The sequence below is a fragment of the Paenibacillus sp. NPDC056722 genome (assembly GCF_042790635.1).
Classification (GTDB): domain Bacteria; phylum Bacillota; class Bacilli; order Paenibacillales; family Paenibacillaceae; genus Paenibacillus_AQ; species Paenibacillus_AQ agri.
Window position 1 is genome coordinate 99,511 of the sequence record NZ_JBHTYV010000010.1, and the last position, 22,854, is coordinate 122,364.

Annotated in this window: 23 protein-coding genes and 1 riboswitch; of the genes, 17 read left to right on the forward strand and 6 right to left on the reverse strand. The window is 48.9% G+C overall.

Going from position 1 to position 22,854, the window contains the following annotated elements; all coding sequences use genetic code 11:
- The first annotated feature begins 21 nt into the window (after positions 1-21).
- Positions 22-954, forward strand: coding sequence for a heme o synthase (gene cyoE, locus ACFRAM_RS21510; RefSeq protein ID WP_379467908.1), 933 nt, complete (start codon positions 22-24; stop codon positions 952-954).
- Between the two features lie 11 nt (positions 955-965).
- Positions 966-1,589: an SCO family protein gene (locus ACFRAM_RS21515; protein WP_379467910.1), complete on the forward strand. Its 624-nt coding sequence runs from the start codon at positions 966-968 to the stop codon at positions 1,587-1,589.
- 96 nt (positions 1,590-1,685) lie between these two features.
- Here ACFRAM_RS21515 and ACFRAM_RS21520 read toward each other — a convergent pair whose 3' ends face one another.
- Both ACFRAM_RS21520 and ACFRAM_RS21525 read right to left on the reverse strand, forming a co-directional pair.
- Positions 1,686-2,033, reverse strand: coding sequence for a DNA primase (locus ACFRAM_RS21520; RefSeq protein WP_066376351.1), 348 nt, complete (start codon positions 2,031-2,033; stop codon positions 1,686-1,688).
- A 313-nt stretch (positions 2,034-2,346) separates the two neighbouring features.
- Complete coding sequence (locus tag ACFRAM_RS21525) at positions 2,347-3,549, reverse strand: MFS transporter (protein ID WP_379467912.1); 1,203 nt, start codon at positions 3,547-3,549, stop codon at positions 2,347-2,349.
- 256 nt (positions 3,550-3,805) lie between these two features.
- Here ACFRAM_RS21525 and ACFRAM_RS21530 point away from each other — a divergent pair, with 256 nt between their 5' ends.
- The 13 genes from ACFRAM_RS21530 to ACFRAM_RS21590 all read left to right on the forward strand — a co-directional run bounded on the left by ACFRAM_RS21530 (position 3,806) and on the right by ACFRAM_RS21590 (position 18,215).
- On the forward strand, positions 3,806-4,255 hold the full coding sequence (locus tag ACFRAM_RS21530) for a hypothetical protein (RefSeq protein WP_175371445.1): 450 nt from the start codon (positions 3,806-3,808) through the stop codon (positions 4,253-4,255).
- Positions 4,256-4,309: 54 nt separating this feature from the next.
- Positions 4,310-5,449: a transglutaminase domain-containing protein gene (locus ACFRAM_RS21535; RefSeq protein WP_379467913.1), complete on the forward strand. Its 1,140-nt coding sequence runs from the start codon at positions 4,310-4,312 to the stop codon at positions 5,447-5,449.
- A gap of 126 nt (positions 5,450-5,575) precedes the next feature.
- Entirely contained in the window at positions 5,576-7,660 is a 2,085-nt protein-coding gene (locus ACFRAM_RS21540; RefSeq protein ID WP_379467914.1) for a peptidoglycan D,D-transpeptidase FtsI family protein, read from the forward strand.
- A 30-nt stretch (positions 7,661-7,690) separates the two neighbouring features.
- Positions 7,691-9,817, forward strand: coding sequence for a peptidoglycan D,D-transpeptidase FtsI family protein (locus tag ACFRAM_RS21545; protein ID WP_379467915.1), 2,127 nt, complete (start codon positions 7,691-7,693; stop codon positions 9,815-9,817).
- Between the two features lie 42 nt (positions 9,818-9,859).
- Positions 9,860-10,597: a Cof-type HAD-IIB family hydrolase gene (locus tag ACFRAM_RS21550; RefSeq protein ID WP_379467916.1), complete on the forward strand. Its 738-nt coding sequence runs from the start codon at positions 9,860-9,862 to the stop codon at positions 10,595-10,597.
- A gap of 26 nt (positions 10,598-10,623) precedes the next feature.
- Positions 10,624-11,109: a DUF456 domain-containing protein gene (locus tag ACFRAM_RS21555; RefSeq protein ID WP_379467918.1), complete on the forward strand. Its 486-nt coding sequence runs from the start codon at positions 10,624-10,626 to the stop codon at positions 11,107-11,109.
- Positions 11,110-11,135: 26 nt separating this feature from the next.
- Entirely contained in the window at positions 11,136-12,761 is a 1,626-nt protein-coding gene (locus tag ACFRAM_RS21560; RefSeq protein ID WP_379467920.1) for a putative polysaccharide biosynthesis protein, read from the forward strand.
- 91 nt (positions 12,762-12,852) lie between these two features.
- Positions 12,853-13,197 carry a thioredoxin family protein gene (locus ACFRAM_RS21565; RefSeq protein ID WP_379467922.1) on the forward strand — a complete coding sequence of 115 codons (345 nt, stop codon included), beginning with the start codon at positions 12,853-12,855 and terminating at the stop codon, positions 13,195-13,197.
- Between the two features lie 214 nt (positions 13,198-13,411).
- The gene (locus ACFRAM_RS21570) at positions 13,412-14,341 is read left to right on the forward strand and encodes a COX15/CtaA family protein (RefSeq protein ID WP_379467924.1); all 930 of its coding nucleotides are present in this window, start codon (positions 13,412-13,414) and stop codon (positions 14,339-14,341) included.
- Positions 14,342-14,507: 166 nt separating this feature from the next.
- Positions 14,508-15,227, forward strand: a complete 720-nt coding sequence (locus ACFRAM_RS21575; protein ID WP_379467926.1) for a Cthe_2314 family HEPN domain-containing protein — start codon at positions 14,508-14,510, stop codon at positions 15,225-15,227.
- Between the two features lie 121 nt (positions 15,228-15,348).
- A riboswitch (SAM riboswitch) is annotated at positions 15,349-15,487 on the forward strand.
- A 103-nt stretch (positions 15,488-15,590) separates the two neighbouring features.
- A complete protein-coding gene (locus ACFRAM_RS21580; protein WP_379467928.1) occupies positions 15,591-16,607 on the forward strand; it encodes a methionine ABC transporter ATP-binding protein in 1,017 nt (338 codons plus the stop codon).
- Positions 16,607-17,275: a methionine ABC transporter permease gene (locus ACFRAM_RS21585; RefSeq protein ID WP_379467931.1), complete on the forward strand. Its 669-nt coding sequence runs from the start codon at positions 16,607-16,609 to the stop codon at positions 17,273-17,275. Before ACFRAM_RS21580 ends, ACFRAM_RS21585 begins: the two co-directional genes overlap by 1 nt.
- 64 nt (positions 17,276-17,339) lie before the next feature.
- Complete coding sequence (locus ACFRAM_RS21590) at positions 17,340-18,215, forward strand: MetQ/NlpA family ABC transporter substrate-binding protein (protein ID WP_379467933.1); 876 nt, start codon at positions 17,340-17,342, stop codon at positions 18,213-18,215.
- Positions 18,216-18,349: 134 nt separating this feature from the next.
- Here the strand turns inward: ACFRAM_RS21590 and ACFRAM_RS21595 are convergent, their stop codons facing one another.
- Positions 18,350-18,598, reverse strand: a complete 249-nt coding sequence (locus ACFRAM_RS21595) for a NifU family protein (RefSeq protein WP_066376413.1) — start codon at positions 18,596-18,598, stop codon at positions 18,350-18,352.
- Positions 18,599-18,680: 82 nt separating this feature from the next.
- On the opposite strand from ACFRAM_RS21595, the gene ACFRAM_RS21600 reads away from it, so the two are divergent.
- Positions 18,681-18,935 (forward strand): YuzB family protein, encoded by a 255-nt coding sequence (locus tag ACFRAM_RS21600; protein WP_379467935.1) that lies wholly within the window; start codon positions 18,681-18,683, stop codon positions 18,933-18,935.
- Positions 18,936-18,947: 12 nt separating this feature from the next.
- Here ACFRAM_RS21600 and ACFRAM_RS21605 read toward each other — a convergent pair whose 3' ends face one another.
- Positions 18,948-20,009 (reverse strand): NAD(P)/FAD-dependent oxidoreductase, encoded by a 1,062-nt coding sequence (locus ACFRAM_RS21605; RefSeq protein ID WP_379467937.1) that lies wholly within the window; start codon positions 20,007-20,009, stop codon positions 18,948-18,950.
- A gap of 49 nt (positions 20,010-20,058) precedes the next feature.
- On the reverse strand, positions 20,059-21,165 hold the full coding sequence (gene mqnE, locus ACFRAM_RS21610; RefSeq protein WP_379467939.1) for an aminofutalosine synthase MqnE: 1,107 nt from the start codon (positions 21,163-21,165) through the stop codon (positions 20,059-20,061).
- Positions 21,166-21,542: 377 nt separating this feature from the next.
- Here mqnE and ACFRAM_RS21615 point away from each other — a divergent pair, with 377 nt between their 5' ends.
- Positions 21,543-21,902, forward strand: a complete 360-nt coding sequence (locus ACFRAM_RS21615; protein WP_175371384.1) for a HesB/IscA family protein — start codon at positions 21,543-21,545, stop codon at positions 21,900-21,902.
- Between the two features lie 462 nt (positions 21,903-22,364).
- Here ACFRAM_RS21615 and ACFRAM_RS21620 read toward each other — a convergent pair whose 3' ends face one another.
- Complete coding sequence (locus ACFRAM_RS21620; RefSeq protein WP_379467941.1) at positions 22,365-22,829, reverse strand: hypothetical protein; 465 nt, start codon at positions 22,827-22,829, stop codon at positions 22,365-22,367.
- Positions 22,830-22,854: the final 25 nt, after the last annotated feature.

Sequence of the window (22,854 nt, forward strand, 5' to 3'; positions counted from 1 at the left end):
TTAGAAGGAGGATCTATACGCGTGGATAATCAATGGAGATATCAGGCTTCTTCGGATTCCGCAGCAGTGTCTGCCAAGCTTCCGCCAAAAGGTGCGAGCTGGCGTGATTTCATTACTGTGACGAAGCCAGGTATTATCAGATCGAACCTGATTGCAGCCTTTGCTGGTTTTTGGTTAGCTTCTGGATGGCATGTCCAATACGGAAGCTTGATTTTAACTTTGCTAGGTACAATGCTTGTAATGGCCTCGGCCTGTGTATTTAATAACTATTTTGACCGGGATCTGGATATGAAAATGGAACGGACCCGTGACCGCGGATTGCCTACAGGCAGACTGAAGCCGCGAACGGTTCTAGTGTATGGGATTGTTCTAGGAATTGCCGGTCTTGTTGTACTATTTGCGTTCTGCGGGATGCTTGCCGGTTTGTTCGGGATACTCGGGGTATTCGTCTATGTTGTCATATATACCCTGTGGCTCAAGCGAACATCCACTTGGAGTACTTCGGTTGGTGCCATTTCCGGAGCTACCCCACCAGTGATCGGCTATGTAGCGGTTACAGGCCAAGTAGACCTTGCCGCTGTTCTGTTATTCGCCATGCTGTTCCTGTGGCAGCCCCCCCATTTCTGGGCGCTGGGTATCCGCCGCAAGGAAGAGTACCGTGCTGCGGGCTTTCCGTTGCTACCTGTGGTAAAAGGCGTACGTCGCACTAAGTTCCAGATGATTCCTTATGTGGCTCTGCTGCTGCCGATTCCGGTTCTGATGTATGCTTACGGATATGCGGGTATTTTCTACCTGATTATATCCAGTCTGTTGTCCCTGATGTGGTTGTATTTGACACTGAAGGGCTTCAAGGCCAAAGACGATGAAGTCTGGGCCAAACAGAATTTCCTCTTTTCCATCAATTATTTGACGGTCAGCTTGATCGTGCTAGTGCTGAATACAACTCACTTGTAATGGAGGGGAGAATGTCCTTGCAAACCTTGAAACGTTATAAATGGACCTGGCTACTTCTTCTGCTTGCATTAATTATGGCTGCTTATCTGGCCTTCAATTCCCTGGCGCTGGGGAGCAAAGAATTGCCGGTCATCGGGGAAGTGCAGGACTTCTCCCTTGAGAATGTGAATGGAGATACTGTGACGCTTGCGGATACACAAGGGAAGGCCCGGTTGGTGTACTTCTTTTTCACGGATTGTCCTGATGTGTGTCCTATAACGACATTTATGCTCTCTCAGACTCAGAATTTACTGGTCAAGGATGGTAGCTTTGGCAAGGATGTGTCGTTCTTGTCGATTTCCTTCGATCCGAAGAGAGATACGCGGGAAGCCATTAAGGATTTTGCCGACCGGTTCCATGCTAATTATGACGGCTGGTATTTCCTGCGGGGTGACCAGGAGAAGATCCGTAAGATTGCTGCAGAGTCCTTCAAGGTGCTAATTGCGGGAGATAACAAGGACAACTTTGCCCATGCGAATCTGATCGGGCTGGTGGACCGGGAGAACCGTCTTCGGGCGCTGTACGATGCTGGGGATAGCGAGAATGTTACCCCTGAATTTTTGGCCGCTGCTGTGAAGGATTTGGCCCGTGAGTAACTGAATAATCACAGATTAACCAAAACGCCTTTTTTGCTGCTCACCTTCTCATGGGAAGGGAGAACAAAGAAGGCGTTTTTGGTTTGAATTCTATTCTTAATAGGGCAGGGGTTCCGGATAGATGATAAATTCCTCCAGACCTGCTTTTTCCAGCTGAGTGATGTTATACTCGTCCGGCGTACCTTCTACCCCGGCATATCCCCGCCTTGTGTAGATGTGACCAGCGTCAGGAAAAGCATCGCGAAGCACACCGCGGATTTTTTTGCCGGAACTGTCGTTGTCCATGTACAGATAGACTTCACTATCCCCAACCTGTTGGCGCAGATTCTCCAGCTTGAGGGTGTTCAGGGTGCCAAAGGTACAGAGAATATCAACTTCAGGCATCAAGATCCGCCGTAATCTGCTGCGGTCGTTTTTGCCTTCGACAATGATTGTGATGGACATATTCAGTTCGTCACCTCCGGAGCGATAATCATGACACACACGCATATATTTTACCTAAGCTTCGTCATTTTTAACAGGCGCTAACGCGGATATGTAATCATTCCCCGGGAAATGTCGCAAAAGCAAACAATCACCCGGGTGATATGCCCGGGTGATTGAGGATACGACAAAAACGCTTTCTATGGAATATTTAGAATACTCCAGCGCGGCGCATGATTACCAAAAGAAAGTCCAACACCAGAATAATGAAAGTGGATGTCCAGAAAACCGGGGATACCCCAAAAAAACGTATTGAGAACCAGCCAGTTAGGCTTTAGGCTGCGCGTCCATTCAGGCCTGCTTTGTAGCTAGGTTCGAGCTTTGTGCTCTTTGGCGGAAGCAGAAGGAGTGCAGTCATCAGCAGCAGGAAGGCAATAAAGTAAGGGGAGACAATACCCCGCAGCTGACCGGCAGCGACAGGACCTGCGAATGCGCCGAGGGACATGGCGATAGATTGCATGGAGAACGTCCTGCCTAGCCGCCCCGGGCCACCAAGGCTAATGAACAGTGAGGCCATTGCGGGAAACAGCACACCCTTGGCAGCGCCCATCAGGAACAGGAGGAGGCCGGGTGGGATATTGCCGAAAGCAGCAAGCCCGAAGAAGCAGATCGCCATGCCGAGCAGCGCTGCGGCTATTCTACCGGAAGGTGTCAGCCGATGCAGGAAGAACATGCTGAGTGTCACGAGAGCCCCCAAACTCAGAAGCGAGAGCAGCAGGCCTGTGGAGAGAATGTCCCGACCTCCATTTTGTGAGAGAGGAAGCTCAAAGAACAATACCCCCTGGGAACAAGAGACGAAAAATGGCAGCAGATAATAGCGTCTGGAGGGCTTGGCGAAATTGGTGTTGGTCTGAGAAGGAGCCGATTTTGCCAGTTGAGTAGCTTCCAGATCAGCTTCCGTATGAACCAAAGGATCAGCAGCACGGGTCTGCACATGCTTGGGGACGCTGAAGAAAGCCATGAAGCCTGTCAGGATCAGTAGCCAGCCCAGGCTGCTGAACGTACCGGAGAATCCGGCTTTGGCGACGATAAACGCACCGGCGGCAGGAGAGATCACAGAGGCGAGTGTATGCACGATACCGTGACCGGACATGTACTTGCCTTGAGTGGCCGAATCCGAAGAGAGCGAGGCCAATAGTGTCATACAGGCCGGGGACAGGAAGGCCAGCGCGAAGCCGCTTGCTGCGCGCAGCAGCAGCAGATGCCAGGGGAACTGCGCATGCGCCTGCAGTAGCAGGAGCACACCGGCCGTCACCAGGCTGAAGACGATATACCGGCGGCTTCCGTTACGATCCACAAGCACTCCAGCCAGCAGATTGCCGGGGAGGTGGGTCAGCGAATACATGCCCATCATCCAGCCGATAAAGGCGGGGCCGGCGCCAAGTGATATGGCAAACGGCGTCAGTACGGGATATTGGGCGTGCAAATCGAAGAAGGCCAGAAAAAGGAACAAGTAGAGCCACAGCGCAGTTTTCACATGTAACACCTCCGGGCCTGTCGCAACATAGGAATTGCAGGGCAGGCGTATTCAAATAGTTCATCTGCAGAACGAAAAAGCAGCTACTTGTACTTTACGTGGGCCAGGCAGGGCTTATACCGCTTTTTTATAATATCAACCGTCGATGTTGCGCCCCGGCGCCGCCACGCCAGGGTACAACTGGGTAACCATGAATTCTGAGATTACATCATGTATAATAATCAATATTAAAGTTGATTGGGGTGTTGTGAAGTTGATGAATACAGAGGTGTGGTCACAGTTTATTAGAGAGAATTGGCTAGTTATCGTTATTGCGCTTGTGCTGCTGTTCGCTGTGGTCAATCTGGTCAAGACGGTTCTTAAATGGGCGATTGTCATTGTTATCATCGCCGGTTTGTTTATCTACAGCGGGGTTACAATGGATCAGATCGGGAACGCTGTGAACAAAGTGGCCGACAGCACATTAAGCACCTTAAAAAGCGAAGCGCAGGACGTTATGCTTAAGGAGGCTAAGGACGCCAAGTATACCTCCGGTGGGGATGGCACATTTACAATCACTACTCCGAATCTTGAAGTCAAAGGGAAAGCCGGGGAGGACAAGGTGGAAGTTACCTTCCGCGGTGTTGGACTGGGAAAATGGAGTATTAATGATACAACCAAAACTTTTATTGATGCCGCACGTAAACAGAATACAGCTGGAAAGTAAAGATAGACGGGCATTTATCAAGACACTCCATAGCTAAAGAAAGGGGGAGCGGACATGCTCAACGGATGGATAAAAAGCGTGGCTGATGCCAACGTAATCTCCATCATCCTACTTCTTATTGTTGCCTTCTCCCTCTTGCAGGGCTGGGGTAGAGGATTTTCACGTTCGACAGGCAGGTTGTTTGGTCTTTTGGGTGCAGGGATATCGACGCTTGTCGCGCTTCTTCTTGCTATACCGGCGGCGGCTTATTTCTCTCCGCTTGTCGAAGCATGGGCTTCCGGGGTGAAGTACATGGACAACGAGCTGACAAGGTGGCAGCAGCTGTACTATACAGCTATTTCCGTTTTGGCGGGATCTCCGGTTGTACGGTTTCTATTAGTATTGTTGCTCTGTTACAGCTTGATACGTATGCTACTCGGAGTTGTTATTCTTCTGCTTCCGTTTCAGAGCAGCGGTCGTCGTAGAGGGGACAAGAAGGTGACCGCGCTAAGCCGTTTGGGCGGAGCAGGCGTTGGATTATTGATCGGGATGGCACGGGGGCTTATATTGGTAGCCGTACTTTTCATCGGCGTTGCACTGAGTCCGGACAGCAGCTTCAGTCGTTATGTGGAATCTTCTCCAGTCTATAGCCAGAGTGCAGCCGCAGTCATTGAGCCTTTCGCTGGTGATACGGTTCATAAAAAGCTACCGATTCTGACTCAGGCAGTCGCGGCAGAGATGAATGATATTCTTCGTCGTAAATACGAGATTATCGATCACGATATTTCCGGCGATATCACTGGGGCGGCTGCTGATATTGTCGGAAAGACAGCAGGGGAAGAGGAAAAAGCACGGCTGCTGTATGACTGGGTCGGTTCCCGGGTTGCTTATGATTATGCCAAGGCTGAGAATTACGAGAAGAACCGGGTCTGGCATGAGCAGACCCCACAAGACACGTTCAATACACGACTTGGTGTATGCATTGACTATGCACGCCTTTATGCCGTAATGGCCCGTTCACAGGGCCTTCAGGTGCGAGTTGTGACTGGTCAGGGATATGATGGACGGGGCGGATACGGTCCGCACGCCTGGAATGAGGTATACGTGAGTGACAAGCAAGCCTGGATCCCCCTCGACCCTACTTGGGCGAGTAGCGGGAACTGGTTCAACACTAAGGATTTCTATGACACGCATATCAGGGAGAGCGTGCTGTGACGTAAAGGCGCAGCGTAAACAGATGTGGTACAATAAACTGGACTAACTAGACTACTCATCATAAGAATTAATAGGATTGGCTTACATTTATGTGCCATATTTTATCTATTGTTAGGAGAGAGGGCTGTGAGTCAGTTTCGTAGACAGAGACCCGGTTCGGATGATACGCCGAACAGAGGATTCACGGGTCTGCGGATCAATCTGTTCTTTTTTGGCACGTTTATTATTTTCTGCGTAATCATCGTTCGACTTGCCATTGTGCAGTTTGTCGAAGGCCCCACATTGACCGAAGTAGAGTCAGATCGTAATACGAAGAATGTGCCGCTTGCTGCTTTGCGCGGGAACATCTTTGCAGCAGGGGGCGAGAGTCTCGCTTATTCCACGTCGGTATATTCTATGTACATCACGTTAACTAAGGAGTACACAGCTAAGACGAAGGTCTTGGGCAAATCGGTTTTGACACCGGAGGCCCAGGCTAAGTCGGATGATTTGGTTGCTCGCCTTGTGGCAGATTTCAAGAAATATGGTGATCCCGCCGTTAAGGATCAGACACAAGAGGATGTTCTTAAAGCGCTCGATTTGAATTTTCGCAAATCACTTGGTTATGTTCCCCGCCGGGTAAAGACCGGGCTGACGAATAAGGAAGTCGCCTATTTTATGGAACACAAGGATGACTACCCGGGACTAGAAATTGTTGAAGAAACTGTACGTCACTACGACAAGGATACAGTAGCCGTGCAGACTGTTGGTTATATCAAGCCGTTTAGTTATTCGCATGACCGGGCTTTCTATCAAGATATTGCTCAGGCCATGAAGAGGGAGACAGATCCGGGCCTCGCCTACAAAGATGATGAGATCGTTGGCTTCGACGGTCTGGAGCTGCAATATCAGAAAGAACTGCGCGGGAAAAATGGTTATCTAGAGATATCGGTCAATCCACAGAATATGGCAGAGAAGGTGGAACAGGTTGTTCCACCGGTTAAAGGTAATAACATCTGGACAACGATTAACAAAAGCATTCAGCTTAAGACTGAGCAGGCTATCATGGAGCAGATCAATTGGCTTCATACCAACCCTGTGCAGGGACAGGTCCATCCCGCCGCATTGACCGGCTATGCTGTAGCTATGGAGGTAGACACTGGCAATATCGTCGCCATGGCGAGTATGCCCGACTATGATACGAATGTGTGGACAACAGGTACTCTGTCTACGGCTGCCTGGGAGAAGATGATGTACAATTACCAGAATGGCACGATTAACCCGATTTCATCGGGGTTATCCGGACATGGACTTCAGTCGGTGCTATTGATGGGTTCGACCGTCAAACCGCTGACGGTGCTTATTGGCCTTAAAGAAGGTTTTATCTCTTCTTCGACCAGGTACATCGACACAGGCAGCACCTCGTTCGGTAAAGAAGGTCATGAGACCACAGTGAGGAACTCCTCAGGCCACGTGTATGGGAAGATGGGACCCGCAACCGCGATTGAGAAGTCGTCCAACGTGTTCATGATCGATATGGTTGGCAAGAAGCTGTATGAGAAATATAAAAGCAAAGGCATTGATGTCTGGGATAGGTATATGAAGGAGTTCGGACTTGGTGTATCTACAGAAAGCGGTCTGCCTGGTGAATTTCTTGGTCAGATCAACTACACCAACATCAAAGCAGCGGGTAGTGCGCAAGCCGCACTGGTGTACGCGTCTTTTGGCCAACAGGGGAGTTATACGACGCTGCAATTGGCTCAATATGCCACTACATTAGCCAATGAAGGGCAGCGGATTAAACCGCAACTGGTTAGCAAAATAACGGATGCAGAGGGCAAAACGGTTACCAAATTCAGTCGCGAAGTGCTGAATGAGGTGACGAAATTTGATAAGTCGTTTTGGCAGGAGATTAAGAAGGGTATGAACAGTAAAGTCAGCGCCTTCGAGAACTTCCCCTATGATTTTGCCCGAAAGACGGGAACATCCCAGCAACAAGCTAAAAAGGAGCTGCGCGATAATGGTGTCTTTATCGCCTTTGCACCACGTGACAAGCCCAAGCTTGCCGTAGCGGTGGTCATCCCTGAAGGTGGATTTGGTTCCAATAGTGCTGCGCCGGTAGCCCGCAAAATATTTGACGCCTATGATTGGGAGTACGGGCTGAATGGTGTACCGAAGAAGAAACTTCAACCAGTTGTCACCACGACTCCTGAGGCCGACGCGGCAGAATAATCATCTTAGAGAAGAAGGAGAGGAAAAACTGTGAGCTTTTTCCGTAAGCAGGCCTCGCCACAGGACGAGACCACTAGCAAAAGTTCCCTTGGCCTACGGATCAACGTGTTTTTCTTCAGCACGTTTATTATTTTTTGTGTCATTATTATTCGTCTTGCGGTTCTACAGTTTGTAGAAGGGCCAACCTTGACTGAGGTGGAGACTAACCGGGCAACAAAAAGTGTACCGCTAGCAGCCATGCGCGGTGTGATCTATGCCGCAGGAGGCGAGAAGCTGGCCTATTCCACACCGGTTCAATCGTTATACATTACACTGACCAAAGAATATACGGCCAAGGTAACCGACAAGGAGACCGGGAAGACGACGCTGTCACCTGCGGCTCAGGCCAAGTCAGATGATCTGGCGAACCGTCTTGTCGCGGACTTTGCAAAGTTCGGTGCCAAAGACGTTAAAGCTATGACGAAGGAAGATGTGCTGGATTCTCTGGACTTGTACTTTAAAAAGTATTCGGGGTACATGGCTCGACGAATTAAGTCAGGTCTCACTGAGGAAGAAGTAGCTTACTTCATGGAACACAAGGATGAGTACCCTGGACTTACCGTGGTGGAGGAGAGCAACCGCCATTATGATAAGGACACGGTTGCCGTGCAGACCGTTGGTTATATCAAGCCTTTCAGATCCTCCAACAGTTTGCCGATTTACCAGAATATTTTGAATGAGATGAAGAACAATCCCACTGCCGGCCTGACCTACAAGGATGATGAAATTGTTGGTTATGACGGGCTGGAGCTGCAATATCAGCGGGAGCTTCGCGGCCAGAATGGTTATCAGGAGATCTCTGTTAACCCGCAGAACATGGCTGAGAAAATTGAGCAAGTAGTTCCGCCTGTGAAGGGAAATGACATTTGGACGACGATCAACAAGGATATCCAGATGAAAACCGAACAGGCCATTACCGACCAGCTCAACTGGCTGCACAAGAATACGGTTCAAGGGAAGCTGCATCCGTCTGCGGTTACCGGCTACGCCGTGGCGATGGAAGTGGATACCGGTAATGTTGTAGCTATGGCAAGTATGCCGGATTACGATACCAATGTGTGGACACAAGACAAGATGGACCCTGATGTATGGAAAAAGATTATGGGCAACTATCAGAACGGAACGATTACCCCGTTTTCCTCAGGAAGCTCCGGTCATAATTTTAGTTCTACTGTTTTCTTGGGATCCACGATTAAGCCACTTACGGTGCTTATTGGTCTCAAAGAAGGTTTCATTACTACACATACCACTTATTCAGATACAGGCAGCACCAAGTTTGGTAAAGCCGGTCATGAAACCACGGTTAGGAATGCCGGGAGTCATGCCTATGGATTCTTTAGATCCCCGGCTGATGCCATTGCGAACTCCTCCAACGTCTTTATGATCGATAAGGTAGGTAAGAAGCTTTATGAGCAGTACGGAGCTAAGGGTGTGGAAGTCTGGGATCGATATATGAAGGAATTTGGTCTTGGGGTGTCAACCGGTAGCGGTTTACCGAAAGAGTACAAAGGAATGCTGAACTATTTTAAAGAGGCTGAAGCAGGAAGTGCCCAATCTGCATTAGTCTATGCGTCATTTGGTCAGCAAGGTAGTTATACTACTCTGCAACTGGCTCAGTATGCATCGACGATCGCGAATCAAGGTGTACGGGTTAAACCTCAATTGGTCAGTAAAATCACCGATTCCTCCGGCAAGGTAGTGAAGACTTTCGGCCGTGAAGAACTGGATAAGGTGGATTTCGATCCGGCTTATTGGAGAGAAGTTATCAAGGGAATGAGCAGTAAAGTCAGCAGCTTTGATAAATTCCCGTATGATTTTGCCCGTAAGACAGGTACTTCGCAGCAGGATGCCTATAGTAAAGGTGTTAAAAATACAATCGACAACGGGGTATTTATAGCCTTTGCCCCGCGTGAACATCCAAAGCTGGCTGTTGCTGTAATTATTCCAGAGGGCGGATTGGGTGGCAGCAGTGCCGCACCAGTAGCCCGGAAAATCTTTGATGCCTACGATTGGGAATACGGACTGAATGGTGTACCTAAGAAGAGTTTGCAGTCTCCAGCGAATGGGCAAGACAATGCCGAATCTACAGATGCAACAACAAATACACAACAACCATAAAATTGCCCGCAAATGGGCACAACAAAGAATGGAGGGGTGGCAATGACTGCCAAATACCGCCTGCTTGCCTTGGATATGGATGGGACCCTGTTGAATGATGAACAAATCATTACCCCAAAGACAGTGGAATGGATTCAAAAAGCGGTAAAGGCGGGCGTTCATGTCTGCCTATCCACAGGTCGTTCTTTTAACGGTGCCTGGCCTTATGCCAAGCAGCTTGGTCTGGAGACGCCAATGGTAACGGTGAACGGCAGCGAAGTGTGGCGTGCGCCGCATGAGCTGTATCGCCGTTCCTTAATGGATCCTAAACTTGTGAGTCAGTTGTATGACATGGCAGAGCGTTATGGGATCTGGTTCTGGGCTTACTCTCTGGAGCAAGTACACAACCGGGAGAACTGGGATGGAAATACAGAGGGCCGTGAATGGTTGAAGTTCGGGTACAGCACTGAGGATGATGACATCCGGCACAAGCTGCTGCTGGAGCTGCAAGACTTGGGCGGGCTGGAAATCACGAATTCCTCGCCGCATAACCTGGAGATTAACCCGCTGGGTATTAACAAAGCAACCGGAATTAAGGAAGTCTGCCAGCTGCTCGGCATCGATATGTCCCAAGTCGTGGCCGCCGGAGACAGTCTGAACGATCTTGCAGTAATTCAGCAGGCTGGTCTTGGTATCGCGATGGGCAATGCCCAGGAGACGGTTCTTCAGGAAGCGGACGCTATTGTAGCTAACAATAACGAAGATGGCATAGCTGAGGTCATTCAACGATTCATATTGTAAAGTGAACGACATTGGAGGAGAAGGAATTGACAATCCTGGGTTGGATTCTGATTATCGCTTTATTTGCTGTCGGGTTGGCCGGTGCAGTAGTTCCGATTCTTCCGGGTGCACTTGCGATTTATCTTGCCTTTTTTGTATACGGATGGTTCTTTTCCTTCCAGTCCTTTGGCGCCTGGTTCTGGATAACCCAGACACTGATCGTGGTGGTGCTTTTTATCGCTGATTATGTAGTTGGAGCTTGGGGTGTCAAAAAATTCGGCGGCTCACGTGCTTCGGTCATCGGCAGCACCATCGGTTTGATATTCGGGCCGTTCGTCATTCCGGCGTTCGGTTTGATTATTGGCCCGTTTCTGGGCGCGTTTATTGGTGAACTGATCGTCGGCTCCTCAGCGGGCAAAGCCACCAAAGTAAGTGTAGGAGCATTAATTGGTTTGTTCAGCAGTACGGTAGTCAAGATTGTGCTGCAATTAGCGATGGTCATCCTCTTTTTCATCTGGATCGGCCTGCATTAATTTAACAGTGAAGAAGGCGAAGCAGTTTGTCTAAGAAAGAGTCTTTTGTCAAAGGCACGCTAATATTGGCTGCAGCAGCACTCGTGGCGCGCGTGCTTGGTATTTTTCAGCGGGTTCCGCTGGAGCATCTGTTTGACGATATCGGGAACGCAGCATTTGTACAAGCCAACAACGTGTATTTAATGCTGCTGACGCTGGCAACTGCCGGTATCCCAAGTACACTTAGTAAAATGGTGTCGGAACGGTATGCGCTGAACCGACCGGATGAAGCGCGGCAGGTCTATCGGGCGGCGCTTATTTTTGCTGCGGTGATGGGGGTTATTATGAGCGTGGCGCTGTACTTTGCTGCGCCGTGGTTCGCGAACCATGCCAAGGTTCCACAGAGTACAAGGGCCATTCAGGCCATTGCGCCTGCACTCCTCTTGTTCCCGGCCATCGCGATGATGCGTGGTTATCTGCAGGGACGCAATAATATGATGGCTGGCGGTATTTCACAGATCGTGGAACAGATTGCCAGAGTGTTCACAGCGATTCTGCTGGCTTATATTTTGCTCAAACAAGGCTATGGAAATCCGATTATGGCAGCAGGTGCTTCTTTCGGGAGCGTGCTGGGAAGTATTGCTGCGTTTGGGGTCATGCTCTATTTCATCATGAAGACCCGGAAGAAGGATCGTCTGGAGAATTTAAATACAGCGCCTAGTGCCAAGCTTCCGATGTTTGGGATATATAAGGATATTTTTAGTCTGTCCATTCCAATCGTGCTATCATCCATGACCATCCAAGCAGTGTATTTCATTGATACGACCCTGATTGTTCCGCTTCTCAGCGGCCAAATTGGTGAGGCCAGCGCCACGCAAATGCTGGGGATTCTGGGGCAAAAAGCGCAGAGCATCGCGGGAATCCCACCCGTGCTTGCCATTGCGCTAAGCACATCGCTGATCCCGGTGATCTCAGCGGCTTATGCGCGGCGGGATGATGTTCACCTGAAGCGGCAGATTACACTCGCGCTGCGGATTTCCATTTTAACTGGAACACCGATTGTTATGTCATTGGTCGCTGCTGCCTATTCTATCAATGGGCTTCTGTTCACCAATATTACAGGAACTGGAATTATTGCGCTCCTTACATTCGGTACGATTTTCCAAATAACGATGACAACCTCGAACTCGATATTGCTGGGGATGGGCAAATCCCGAATCTCTATGTTCTACGTGCTCGGCGGGATCGCCACGAAGCTTATCTTCAGTTTGGTGCTCAGCCGGTTCATGGGGATCTACGGAATTGTTATTGCAACAGCACTCTGTTTTATCGTGATTACATACTTGAACCTGCGTCTGCTGCGAAAGATCGTACCTTTCGAGATTATGGGCAAGCGCTGGGGAGGTTTTGTATTTGCGGTTCTAGTCTCCGTGGGCATCGGCTATGGCTTGAATGAAGCCGGTATTCTGCTGACACATGTTATGCCTGCTCGTCTGGCATTCTTGCTGACTTGCCTCGTGGTGGGCGCAGCGGTTGTAATTATCTATCTTGTACTGCTCATCGTGCTAGGTGTGATCAGCAAGCAGGAAATTGCCGGATACCCTCGTGCCCTTCAGAAACTTCTGAACCCGTTGATGAGATTACAGCCGGCTCGTGTGCGGACAAGAGAATAATGCAAATGATTGATTTGACTTCCGTGTCGCATTTTGCTTCACTTAAAAGGTACAGGCAACATATTTTTTATTGGAAGGGAATGACCCCTGGATGGATAAGATTAGTTCTCCCGCTGAGTTTCAGGTAGCGATTCAATCGCCCCGGCTGACGATAGCCGTATTCAAAGCCGACTGGTGTGTCGACTGCAAGTTCATTGATCCCTTTATGCCTGAGGTGGAGCAGAATTATAACGGCCGCCTGACGCTCGTGGAAGTGGATGTCGACGCTGTTGGCGATGTAAGCCAGGAGCAGAACATTCTCGGCATTCCGAGTTTTGTGGCTTATACCGATGGACGCGAGTTGGTTCGCTTTGTGAGCAAGCTGCGTAAATCCCGTGTGGAAATCGAGAATTTCCTCAATACAGCCCTTGAGGTTTATCAAAGCATTCACAAGTAATGGATGGATAATGGAAACACCGCTTTCGCCCGTTTTATGAGCAAAGCGGTGTTTTTTTTAGATATCAGACAACGGGGAGGCCATTTCTTCTTAAAATGCAGAATCAAATGCCGCAAATACCATTTTATCGGTTATAATGGAAACGCATTACTTCATACTTTTCCAGCAAAAGTCATTCATTTACTTATTTATTTTATAATGCGGGTGATCACATTTGACGACAAATCAGTTGAAGTGGCTTAGTTACATAACCTGTCTGGTAATGTTCCTGGCGCTGCTGGGCGGGGCGGTAGTAACCAAAACAGGTTCGGGCCTGGAGTGCGGAAATGAATGGCCATTGTGTCATGGTAAGCTGATTCCTGCCTATACTGTAGGGTCCTTGATCGAATATACCCACCGCTTATTTAGCGGATTGGCGGGTATGCTCTCGCTTGCCTCCATGTTTGCCTTCTGGCGTTATGCGCGTCAGCGGCGCGATCTGTTAGTGTATGCCTGGATGACGCTGCTGTTTGTAATTGTACAAGGCGGAATGGGAGCGCTTGCAGTGCTAAGATCCCAGTCTGCAGCCGTGATGGCGCTACATATGGGATTTTCGCTGATTGCGTTTGCCAGTTCCCTGATGTTGGCGTTAGGGTCCAAAAGAAGGCATGAAGAAGGCGACACTCTTCCTGTGCCCGGCAAGCCGGTGAGTATTTCTTTTCGCAATTTGACTTGGTTCACGACTATTTATTCTTACATCGTTGTCTACATAGGAGCGTTTGTTAGCCATACCGACTCCCAAGGGGGCTGCTCTGGCTGGCCACTCTGTAATGGGGAGTGGATTCCCGAGCTATCGGGGGGCGTTGGGGTTGTGTTCACACACCGGATAGCGGCTTTGCTGTTGTTTATGTTGACGGCATTGCTGGGACATTTGGCATTCTGGAAGCAGAAGGACCACAGAGAGCTGAGGATGTTGGGGGTTGCAGCGGTTCTGCTATGCCTGATGCAGGTGTTCAGCGGGGCGGCGGTTGTGTATACGCTCGGGAATGATAAGCTCTACATCTTTGCCGCTCTTGCTCACATTTTGCTGATTGCCGGACTATTCGGTGTACTGTGTTATATGAGCGTACGGGTATGGCAGCTTAGCAAGGGAAACAGGCGTTAACTCGGCACTCATATCCTTACAGATCCTTGCGGCATTTATGTTATGCTGATCATTACTTGATCAGATGTCCCCTGAGGCTAAGAGGATGGATAGAGTGGCTTACAGGGTGGGACAATAACACTCATATTGGATTTGCTGCATCCGAAGCAGGTAAGGAGGACAACATATGCTGCGGATATTGCTGGGAGAACCGCCCCGTGTGAACAGCGGTGTGCTCGCTGAGGCGATGGAACATATGGCGGAATTTGCATCGCTACTGCGCAAGGAAATGAACAGATATGAGGACCGTGATCATGAATTCCGGAAGCTGGAAATCTGGACTCGTGGCCTGATCGTCTCATTGGATGAACTGGAGCAGAGCTGGTTTGCCGCGGCTTTTTATCGAAAATCCGTAAAGGCCGGGTATATGGATGATATGTCGGTGGCCGAGCAGGGCGAATATGCGCGATATGTGTATTTTTATAAAAACGGCTTTATTCGTGTCTTCTCCTTGCTGGACAAGCTTGGCACGGTATTGAACAGTCTTTATGATCTTAATACATCCAGGGTTAAAACCCACTTCTCCTATTTCACGGTACTCCGGGAATTTCTTACCCACAAGGAGCATGCTGTGCTGGCCGACCAGCTGGAGAACATTAAGAACTCTTACCGGGACCCACTGCAGAACCTGCGTAAGCGCCGCAATGCCGAAATCCATTATATGAACGCTGAAATGCAGGATGATTTGTGGCAGCGGCATCAGGGTCTTCACGACAAAATACAGCTCGAGGATCTCGACAGTCATCTGGAGGATTTAAAGCAGGGGCTGGAAATGGTCTGCAAATCATTAGAGGCTGTATATAAATACAGTACGGAACACTGGCTTAAGAATACTGGGAAATCCTGATGATGTAAAAATGGAATTCTGCGGAAAATTTTCCTTTGACAAAGAATGCAGAACTAAATTATACTAAATCATGCCTTCTTAGGCCGGACATTTTATGACAAACTACAACACTATATCACATATCTTATCGAGAGTGGCGGAGGGATAGGCCCGATGAAGCCCGGCAACCGATTTATGTTTATGCGTGAACCGCGTGTACATAAGTGCCATGGTGCTAATTCCTACAATGCCGTGTGAGTGCGGACGTTGGCAGATGAGACGGCATTGTCTATAAGCGCACAGGGCCTCTTGCGATCTGCAAACGATCGTCGGAGGCTTTTTTTGTACAATTCACTGATATTATCGTTAAAGGAGGACGGCAGCTTGATAGAGCTAAAGAGTCTAACCAAGGTATATGGTAAAGGCAGCAAAACCGCCACGGCACTCTCGGGGCTAAACCTGTCGATCAAGAAAGGGGAAATCTTCGGAGTCATCGGCCACTCTGGGGCAGGAAAAAGCACGCTGATCCGTTGTATTAATCTGCTGGAGCGTCCGACCGAAGGCGAGGTCTGGGTAGATGGCGTGGAACTGACTCAATTGCCGGAAGGACAGCTGCAGGAGAAGCGGCGCAAGATCGGGATGATTTTTCAGCACTTCAATCTGCTGTCCTCCGCGACCATCTACGAGAATATCGCTTTTCCGCTGCGGCTGACACGCGCTTCGAAGAAGTTTATTGACAATAAGGTCAAGGAATTGTTGGCTCTGGTAGGACTGGAGGAACATCGGGACAAGTACCCGGCTCAATTATCGGGCGGTCAAAAACAGCGTGTCGGTATCGCCCGTGCGTTGGCCAGCGACCCGGACGTGCTTCTCTGTGACGAGGCGACCTCGGCACTTGACCCACAGACAACAGACTCGATTCTCCGTCTGCTTCTGGACATCAATAAACGGTTCAATCTGACGATTGTGCTGATTACGCACGAAATGCATGTAATCCAGAGCATTTGTGACCGGGTGGCTGTTATCCATGGCGGAGGCATCGTCGAGCAGGGAGAAGTGACGGAGGTCTTCCTGAAGCCCAAGCATGAGATCACCCGCGAGTTCATTCGCAGTGAGGCACAGCACGATGGTCCGCTGCGGGCGGCTATCGACGCCTCCCATGATGGCTCAGCGCAAGCAGTCAAGATTACTTTCCTCGGGGAAAAAACGTACGGGTCGGCCTTATCCCAGATTGCGCGAGAGACAGGCGTCGATTTTTCCATTCTTTCGGGTACCATCTCTACGATCAAGGATGTGCCTTACGGGCAACTGATCGTTCGTTTTGAAGGAGAGGCCGGGAAGGTTGCACAGACCATCGCAGAGCTGACCGCTCAAGGCCTTGATGTGGAGGTGATTGCGTAATGGGTGGCTTGGATTTCAGCAAAATTAACTGGTCGGAAATGATGGATGCTGCGGTATCCACTCTGAAAATGCTAGGAATTTCCGGAATATTCACAATTATTCTTGGTTTGCCGCTCGGAATTGTGCTATATTTATGGGGCAGATCCAACCAGTCCTTTTTAAGAGTGATCTATTCAATTCTATCGTTCGTTGTGAATATTCTGCGATCCGTACCGTTCATCATTCTGATGGTAGCGCTGATCCCGATTAGCAAATCGATTGTAGGCACCTCGATTGGTGTGTTGGGCACGATTCCCGCACTCGTCATTGGGGCTGCACCGTTCTTCGCCCGGCTGGTGGAGACGGCGCTGCGTGAGGTAGATCGCGGAGTAATCGAGGCTGCACAAGGTATGGGAGCTTCTACCGGACAGATTGTCACGCGTGTACTGCTGCCAGAGGCTCGTCCAGGTTTGTTGGCTGGGGTAACGATTACGATTGTGACGCTGGTCTCCTACACGGCAATGTCGGGGATGGTTGGCGGCGGTGGTCTGGGTGACTTGGCTATCCGTTATGGATACTATCGGTATGAGAAGGAAGTCATGATTATCTCTGTAGCGCTGATGGTTATTCTGGTGCAGTTGCTGCAAATGGCCGGCGATCGGCTAGTGAGGTATTTTACAAGGAAATAAGGGCCATTAATTATAGATATCCTTATTTACACAAAAAACATACTGTTTTAAGGGGGATTTACAAATGAAAAAAGTACTACTGACCTTTTTTAGCCTGACACTGATTCTGGTGCTGGCTGCTTGCGGCAGCAACAACACTGCCAATAATGCTGCGAACTCCGCAGCGACCAATGCTCCTTCGGATGCTTCCGCTGAGCCGACTACAGAACCAGCAGCTGATCCTGTTACATTGGTTGTAGGTGCATCTCCAGTGCCGCACGCTGAAATTTTGAAAGCTATCGCTCCATTGCTTGAAGCTCAAGGCATCAAGCTGGAAATTAAAGAATTCACGGACTATGTACAACCAAACGTTCAGCTGGCTGAGAAGCAACTGGATGCGAACTTCTTCCAGCATCAGCCTTACCTTGACGACCAGAACCAGAAGAACGGAACGGATCTTGTATCTGTAGCTGCTGTTCACGTTGAGCCATTTGGCGGTTACTCCAAGAAAATCAAATCCATCGACGAGCTGAAAGATGGTGCCAAAGTAGCGATTCCGAACGATCCAACCAACGGTGGACGTGCATTGATTCTTTTGGCTAAGAATGGTCTGATCACGTTGAAAGATGACACTAACATTACTTCTACCAAAGCAGACATCACTGAGAACAAGAAAAACCTGAATATCATTGAACTGGATGCAGCAATGCTGCCACGCCAATTGGATGAAGTAGATCTTGCGCTGATTAACACTAACTTTGCACTGGAAGCCAATCTGGTGCCAACCAAAGATGCTCTGTTCATCGAAGGTGGAGATTCCCCATACGCTAACATCCTGGTATCCCGTGCAGACAACAAGGACTCCGATGCGATCAAGAAGCTGGCTGCGGCTCTGACTTCTCCTGAAGCTAAGAAGTTCATCGAAGACAAGTACCAAGGTTCCATCATTCCAGCATTCTAAGATCATATTTAACAGCAAACCCCCGCGGCCTTGAAGGCCGCGGGGGTTTTTGGTATGATAATGCGCATATTAGTTGCCAAAAAAAGAAGTCCCGGATACCTGTGACAGGCTTCCGGGACAACTATAGAACGGGATTAGAATACTTGAATAACTTCTTCAATGCCTTCTACTTCTTCAATGAGGGCACGCTCAATCCCAGCTTTCAGAGTAATTGTGGAGCTTGGGCAGCTACCGCAGGCACCCATCAGCTTCAATTTAACAATGCCGTCTTCGACATCAATCAGTTCTACGTCACCGCCATCGCGTTGCAGGAACGGACGGAGCTTATCGAGCACTTCCAGCACTTCATCATACATGGACGTGCTTTGTGTAGTTTCACTCATTTCTCAATCACTCCTTTCTTAGTGTTATTATAGTACAAAAGATTAAAAAATAAAATGGTTAGGACAGAATAGGGAGATCATCATGAGACCAATAATAGAATTTTGTGCCAGTAATGCCGGCCACGGAACCGATCGTTTGCGCATCAAGCTGGAACAAAACCCCGAATATGACGTCATTGAATATGGTTGTCTGAACAATTGCGGACAGTGCTACCTGGCTCCGTTCGCCATGGTAGAAGGCGAAATTGTGGAAGCCGAGACCGCAGAAGAACTGGAAGCAGGGATAGATGCCAAGATCAAAGAATTGGAAGAATGGTTCAATATTGATCTGGACTAGTCCCATCCAATCTTAGCCAAAATGACGTTTGGACATCCAGAGCACCCCGCTCTTCAGCAGGCGGGGGACTCTGCCCATGACAGAACGCCGGCCCATAAGTCCAAATCCGGCGTTCTTGCCGAGGGAGCCTAGTGTGCCTTTCAGGCGGATTTCATGCAGCTTTGGCGTCTCATTCCGCCAAAGTGCCTGCAGAACCTGCCCTACCTGCTCACCTTGTCCTCCAGCTGCCTGGGCGCTTGGGGCGAACGGCAGACTTGCACAGTCGCCGATCACGAACACTTCCGGATACTGTGGCACCCGGTAGTATTCATCGAGAATAACCCGGCCGCCGCGATCCTTCGCCACATCCAGGTCCTGAACGACCTTGACTGGCTGGATACCGCCCGTCCATACGGTTACGTCCGAGGCAATGGCTTGATCGGCATTAAAGACAGCTCCATCCTCGACGTGGGATACGCAGACACGGGATACAGTCTCCACGTGATGTACATTGAACCATTCCTCAACATATTGCGAGAGCTTCGCCGGGAAGGCGGATAGCACACGTTCTCCCCGGTCCAGAATGGAGATGTTGAGGTCAGGGCGACTTTCCCTTAGCTCTGCTGCCAGTTCAACCCCGCTGAGTCCGCCACCGACGATATTCACTTTACCGTAAGGCTTGACATCATTCAGGCGACGGTAAGTCTCGCGTGTACCCGCGAACGTCTGAATACTGCAGGTATATTGATCTGCTCCAGGGATGTTGTGGTAATTATCCGTGCAACCCAGCGCGATGGCCAGGATATCATAGGAGATCGGCTCGCCGCCCTCCATGGATACCACCCGGCTCTTCAGGTCAATGGAAGCAATCTCACCGTATCGAACGGTGAGACGGGGATGAACCGGGAACTGGATGCGCAGATGGTAATCAGTGACGGTACCTGCGGCAAGCGCATAGTATTCCGTCTTGATGCCCTGATAGGGCATCCGGTCAATCAAAACAATTTCTACGTCAGAGGGAAGATGGTTGCTAATCAATTCTTGAATCAGGGCGAGGCCGCCGTAGCCGCCTCCTAGAACAAGCAGTGTTTGCATGAGACCTTACTTCCTTTCAGATAGGCATAGCCGGCAGAATCCGGCTTTCTTATTCGTAGACCTTGATTTCGTTATAGAAAGTATCGCGTTCGACAGGAATTCGCCCGGCACCTTTTACTAACCAGATTAGCTCATCGCGGGTCAAGCCTTCAGGAGTCAGTGCACCTGCAGCATGACTGATGCGTTCCTTCAGGATCGTCCCGTGAACATCGGATGCACCGAAGTTGAGCGCTACCTGTGTTAATTGTGCACCGATATTAATGAAGTACGCCTTAATATGGTCGAAATTGTCCAGCATTAATCGGCTGACAGCAATTGTCTTGAGATCCTCATAAGCCGAGTTGCGGCGCATAATGCCTGCGTTCTTGTTCTTAGGCTGCATGGACAGTGGAATGAACACCATAAAGCCGTTTGTTTCGTCCTGCAGTTCGCGAATTTGCATCATGTGGCGAATGCGGTCCTCACGAGACTCGATAGAGCCGTACAGCATGGTCGTATGGGTCTTCATACCAAGGTTGTGCGCGGTCCGGTGAACCTCCAGATATTCCTCAACGTTAGCTTTATCCACCCGCATTTTTTTACGATATTGGTCAGACAGAATTTCCGCGCCGCCACCAGTTAACGTTTTGAGACCGGCTGCACGCAGTTTTTCCAGCACTTCCCGGATACTCAGTCCACTGATTCGAGTGAAAAAGTCAATTTCCGCTGCCGTGTATGCTTTTAGGGTAACTTCGGGAAATCTGTCATGCAGGGCTTGCAAAGAATCGACATAATATTGAAAGGGTACCTTATCATTATGCCCGCCGACAATATGGAACTCCCGCACCCCTGGATTAATGTGTTGTTCGACATATTGCACCATTTCCGGACCCGAAAGGGTATACGCGCCTTCTTCACCGTCGTCTTTGCGGAAATTGCAGAATGCGCAGCGTGATTCGCAGACATTGGTGAAATACAGACTCATATTTTCGATAAAATAAACCTTGTTTCCGTTCTTGCGAAGATTGACTTCATTGGCCAGCTGTCCAATGGTCAGCAAGTCGTTGCTTTCATATAAATAAACGCCATCTTCCAAATTCAACCGTTCTCCGCCACGGACTTTCTCAATAATGGTTGCCATTCTGGCATCCGTATGAGGGGTTATAAGAGTAGACATATCATTTCCTCCTGAAAGTTTAGCGAAGCAAAAACAATGCATCGCAGTATCATACCAAGACCTGCCTGAATCTCAGGCATTTCTTTATCCTGTAGCGATAAGGGCGCCAGCTCTTCCCGTGACAATTTTTTGAATTTTTGCTCGGGCTGCCTCCCCTATTATAAACCTCTCTTTTGGGGGGAGCAACATCTGAAGCACATCTGCTTAGGTGTAATCAATAACCTTGATCATGGCAGTTATAACTTGAGAGCCTGGGGATAGTGGAGTATACTTAACTTACTTCAGAAAAATAACTTTTGGTCCTCTGGACCTTTAATACCGGAATGTTCCTGACGAATTCGCCGGAGCATCACATTATGATTTAGGGAGGTACAGTTATGATTAATATTAGTGAAACAGCTGCGGAGCAGTTGAAGACAATGCTTGGAGAACAGGAGACACCGGGGATGTTCCTGCGTCTGGGTGTGGCAGCCGGGGGCTGCAGCGGGTTCTCTTACGCCATGGGCTTCGATGACAACGAGACCGACAAAGACGTATACATGGACGTGGAGGGCCTCAAGGTCGTGGTTGAGAAGGATGATCTGCGCTACCTCAACGGTCTGGAGATCGATTTCGAGGAATCTGGTATGACCGGAGGCTTTACCATCAACAACCCTAACGCAACCGCTACCTGCGGCTGTGGCAGCAGCTTCCGTACGGCTACGGATGCCGGAAAGCCGAATGCGGAGCCTTGCTAATAGTGTAGTGATGCGGTTTTACGAGCTTGTTGAGCAAAAGAGCTAAGCTCTGGGATAGAATGTTGATCTAATAACCGTGGATTATGATTTGCAAAGGAAAATAAGTACACCGCAATCGTCAATTTGTGTGGCAACAACCCTAAAATGATGTTGCGAGGATTGCGGCTTCCGAACCTCTTGAATTGTGCATGATACAAAATACACTTTTTCAGGAGGTTTTTTATGTTGAACAAGAAACAACGGAGATCACCAATTGGAAGAAGACAGGATCAAGAGGAATACACGAGGATAACGTTTCAGCAGGGATTGGACTTTGCTATTAATGCAAAACGCTCGGAAGGACTTAGGGAACGCACTTTAACACCACTATTAGTGGACATGGATCTGTCAATGATTAAGTGAAACAAGAAAGCCAAGAAGGAGCCATTGTCGAAAAACAACGGCTCCTTCTTAATGAAATTACTATTTTGATAAACTTGATGGAACATCAGTATCAGCCGAATTTTCATCTGTTTCATTTAAGAGCAACGAATTGGGATACGATTTAAGAAATGTTGATTCATCTACTTTTAAAAAAAACTCGCCCTCAAAAATTAGTTGATTCGTATTAGGCCCGATTTGATCTAAATTTCTTGCTATCTCCGATTCCTTAAAGATACTTTGTTTATCTGCTCGCAAGAACATGCCATGAGGTGTATATAGTTGACTATAATACCCTTTTGCGATTTTTGATTCTATGGATTCTACGTTTTTTACTGATTCTACGGATTCTACGTTATTTGTTGAAAAATTAGTGTTAACAGGATTTTCTTCTATCTTATTTACGGTTACCGATTCTGGATCGGAATCCGCTTTTGAATTTGCACTTAATGCCATTCCTGAAATTATAGTCACTGCAAAGGCTGCTAAAAATATTTTTTTTAACATGTTTATTTTCCACCCTTTCTTTACC

Excerpts from the sequence above, each read along its gene's own strand:
- mqnE (WP_379467939.1), bottom strand. The coding sequence starts at position 21,165 with ATGTCTACTCTTATAACCCCTCATACGGATGCCAGAATGGCAACCATT.
- ACFRAM_RS21575 (WP_379467926.1), top strand. The coding sequence starts at position 14,508 with ATGCTGCGGATATTGCTGGGAGAACCGCCCCGTGTGAACAGCGGTGTG.
- ACFRAM_RS21595 (WP_066376413.1), bottom strand. The coding sequence starts at position 18,598 with ATGAGTGAAACTACACAAAGCACGTCCATGTATGATGAAGTGCTGGAA.
- ACFRAM_RS21605 (WP_379467937.1), bottom strand. The coding sequence starts at position 20,009 with ATGCAAACACTGCTTGTTCTAGGAGGCGGCTACGGCGGCCTCGCCCTG.
- ACFRAM_RS21530 (WP_175371445.1), top strand. The coding sequence starts at position 3,806 with ATGAATACAGAGGTGTGGTCACAGTTTATTAGAGAGAATTGGCTAGTT.
- ACFRAM_RS21535 (WP_379467913.1), top strand. The coding sequence starts at position 4,310 with ATGCTCAACGGATGGATAAAAAGCGTGGCTGATGCCAACGTAATCTCC.
- ACFRAM_RS21515 (WP_379467910.1), top strand. The coding sequence starts at position 966 with ATGTCCTTGCAAACCTTGAAACGTTATAAATGGACCTGGCTACTTCTT.
- ACFRAM_RS21600 (WP_379467935.1), top strand. The coding sequence starts at position 18,681 with ATGAGACCAATAATAGAATTTTGTGCCAGTAATGCCGGCCACGGAACC.
- ACFRAM_RS21615 (WP_175371384.1), top strand. The coding sequence starts at position 21,543 with ATGATTAATATTAGTGAAACAGCTGCGGAGCAGTTGAAGACAATGCTT.
- ACFRAM_RS21565 (WP_379467922.1), top strand. The coding sequence starts at position 12,853 with ATGGATAAGATTAGTTCTCCCGCTGAGTTTCAGGTAGCGATTCAATCG.
- ACFRAM_RS21520 (WP_066376351.1), bottom strand. The coding sequence starts at position 2,033 with ATGTCCATCACAATCATTGTCGAAGGCAAAAACGACCGCAGCAGATTA.
- ACFRAM_RS21590 (WP_379467933.1), top strand. The coding sequence starts at position 17,340 with ATGAAAAAAGTACTACTGACCTTTTTTAGCCTGACACTGATTCTGGTG.
- ACFRAM_RS21585 (WP_379467931.1), top strand. The coding sequence starts at position 16,607 with ATGGGTGGCTTGGATTTCAGCAAAATTAACTGGTCGGAAATGATGGAT.
- ACFRAM_RS21620 (WP_379467941.1), bottom strand. The coding sequence starts at position 22,829 with ATGTTAAAAAAAATATTTTTAGCAGCCTTTGCAGTGACTATAATTTCA.
- ACFRAM_RS21550 (WP_379467916.1), top strand. The coding sequence starts at position 9,860 with ATGACTGCCAAATACCGCCTGCTTGCCTTGGATATGGATGGGACCCTG.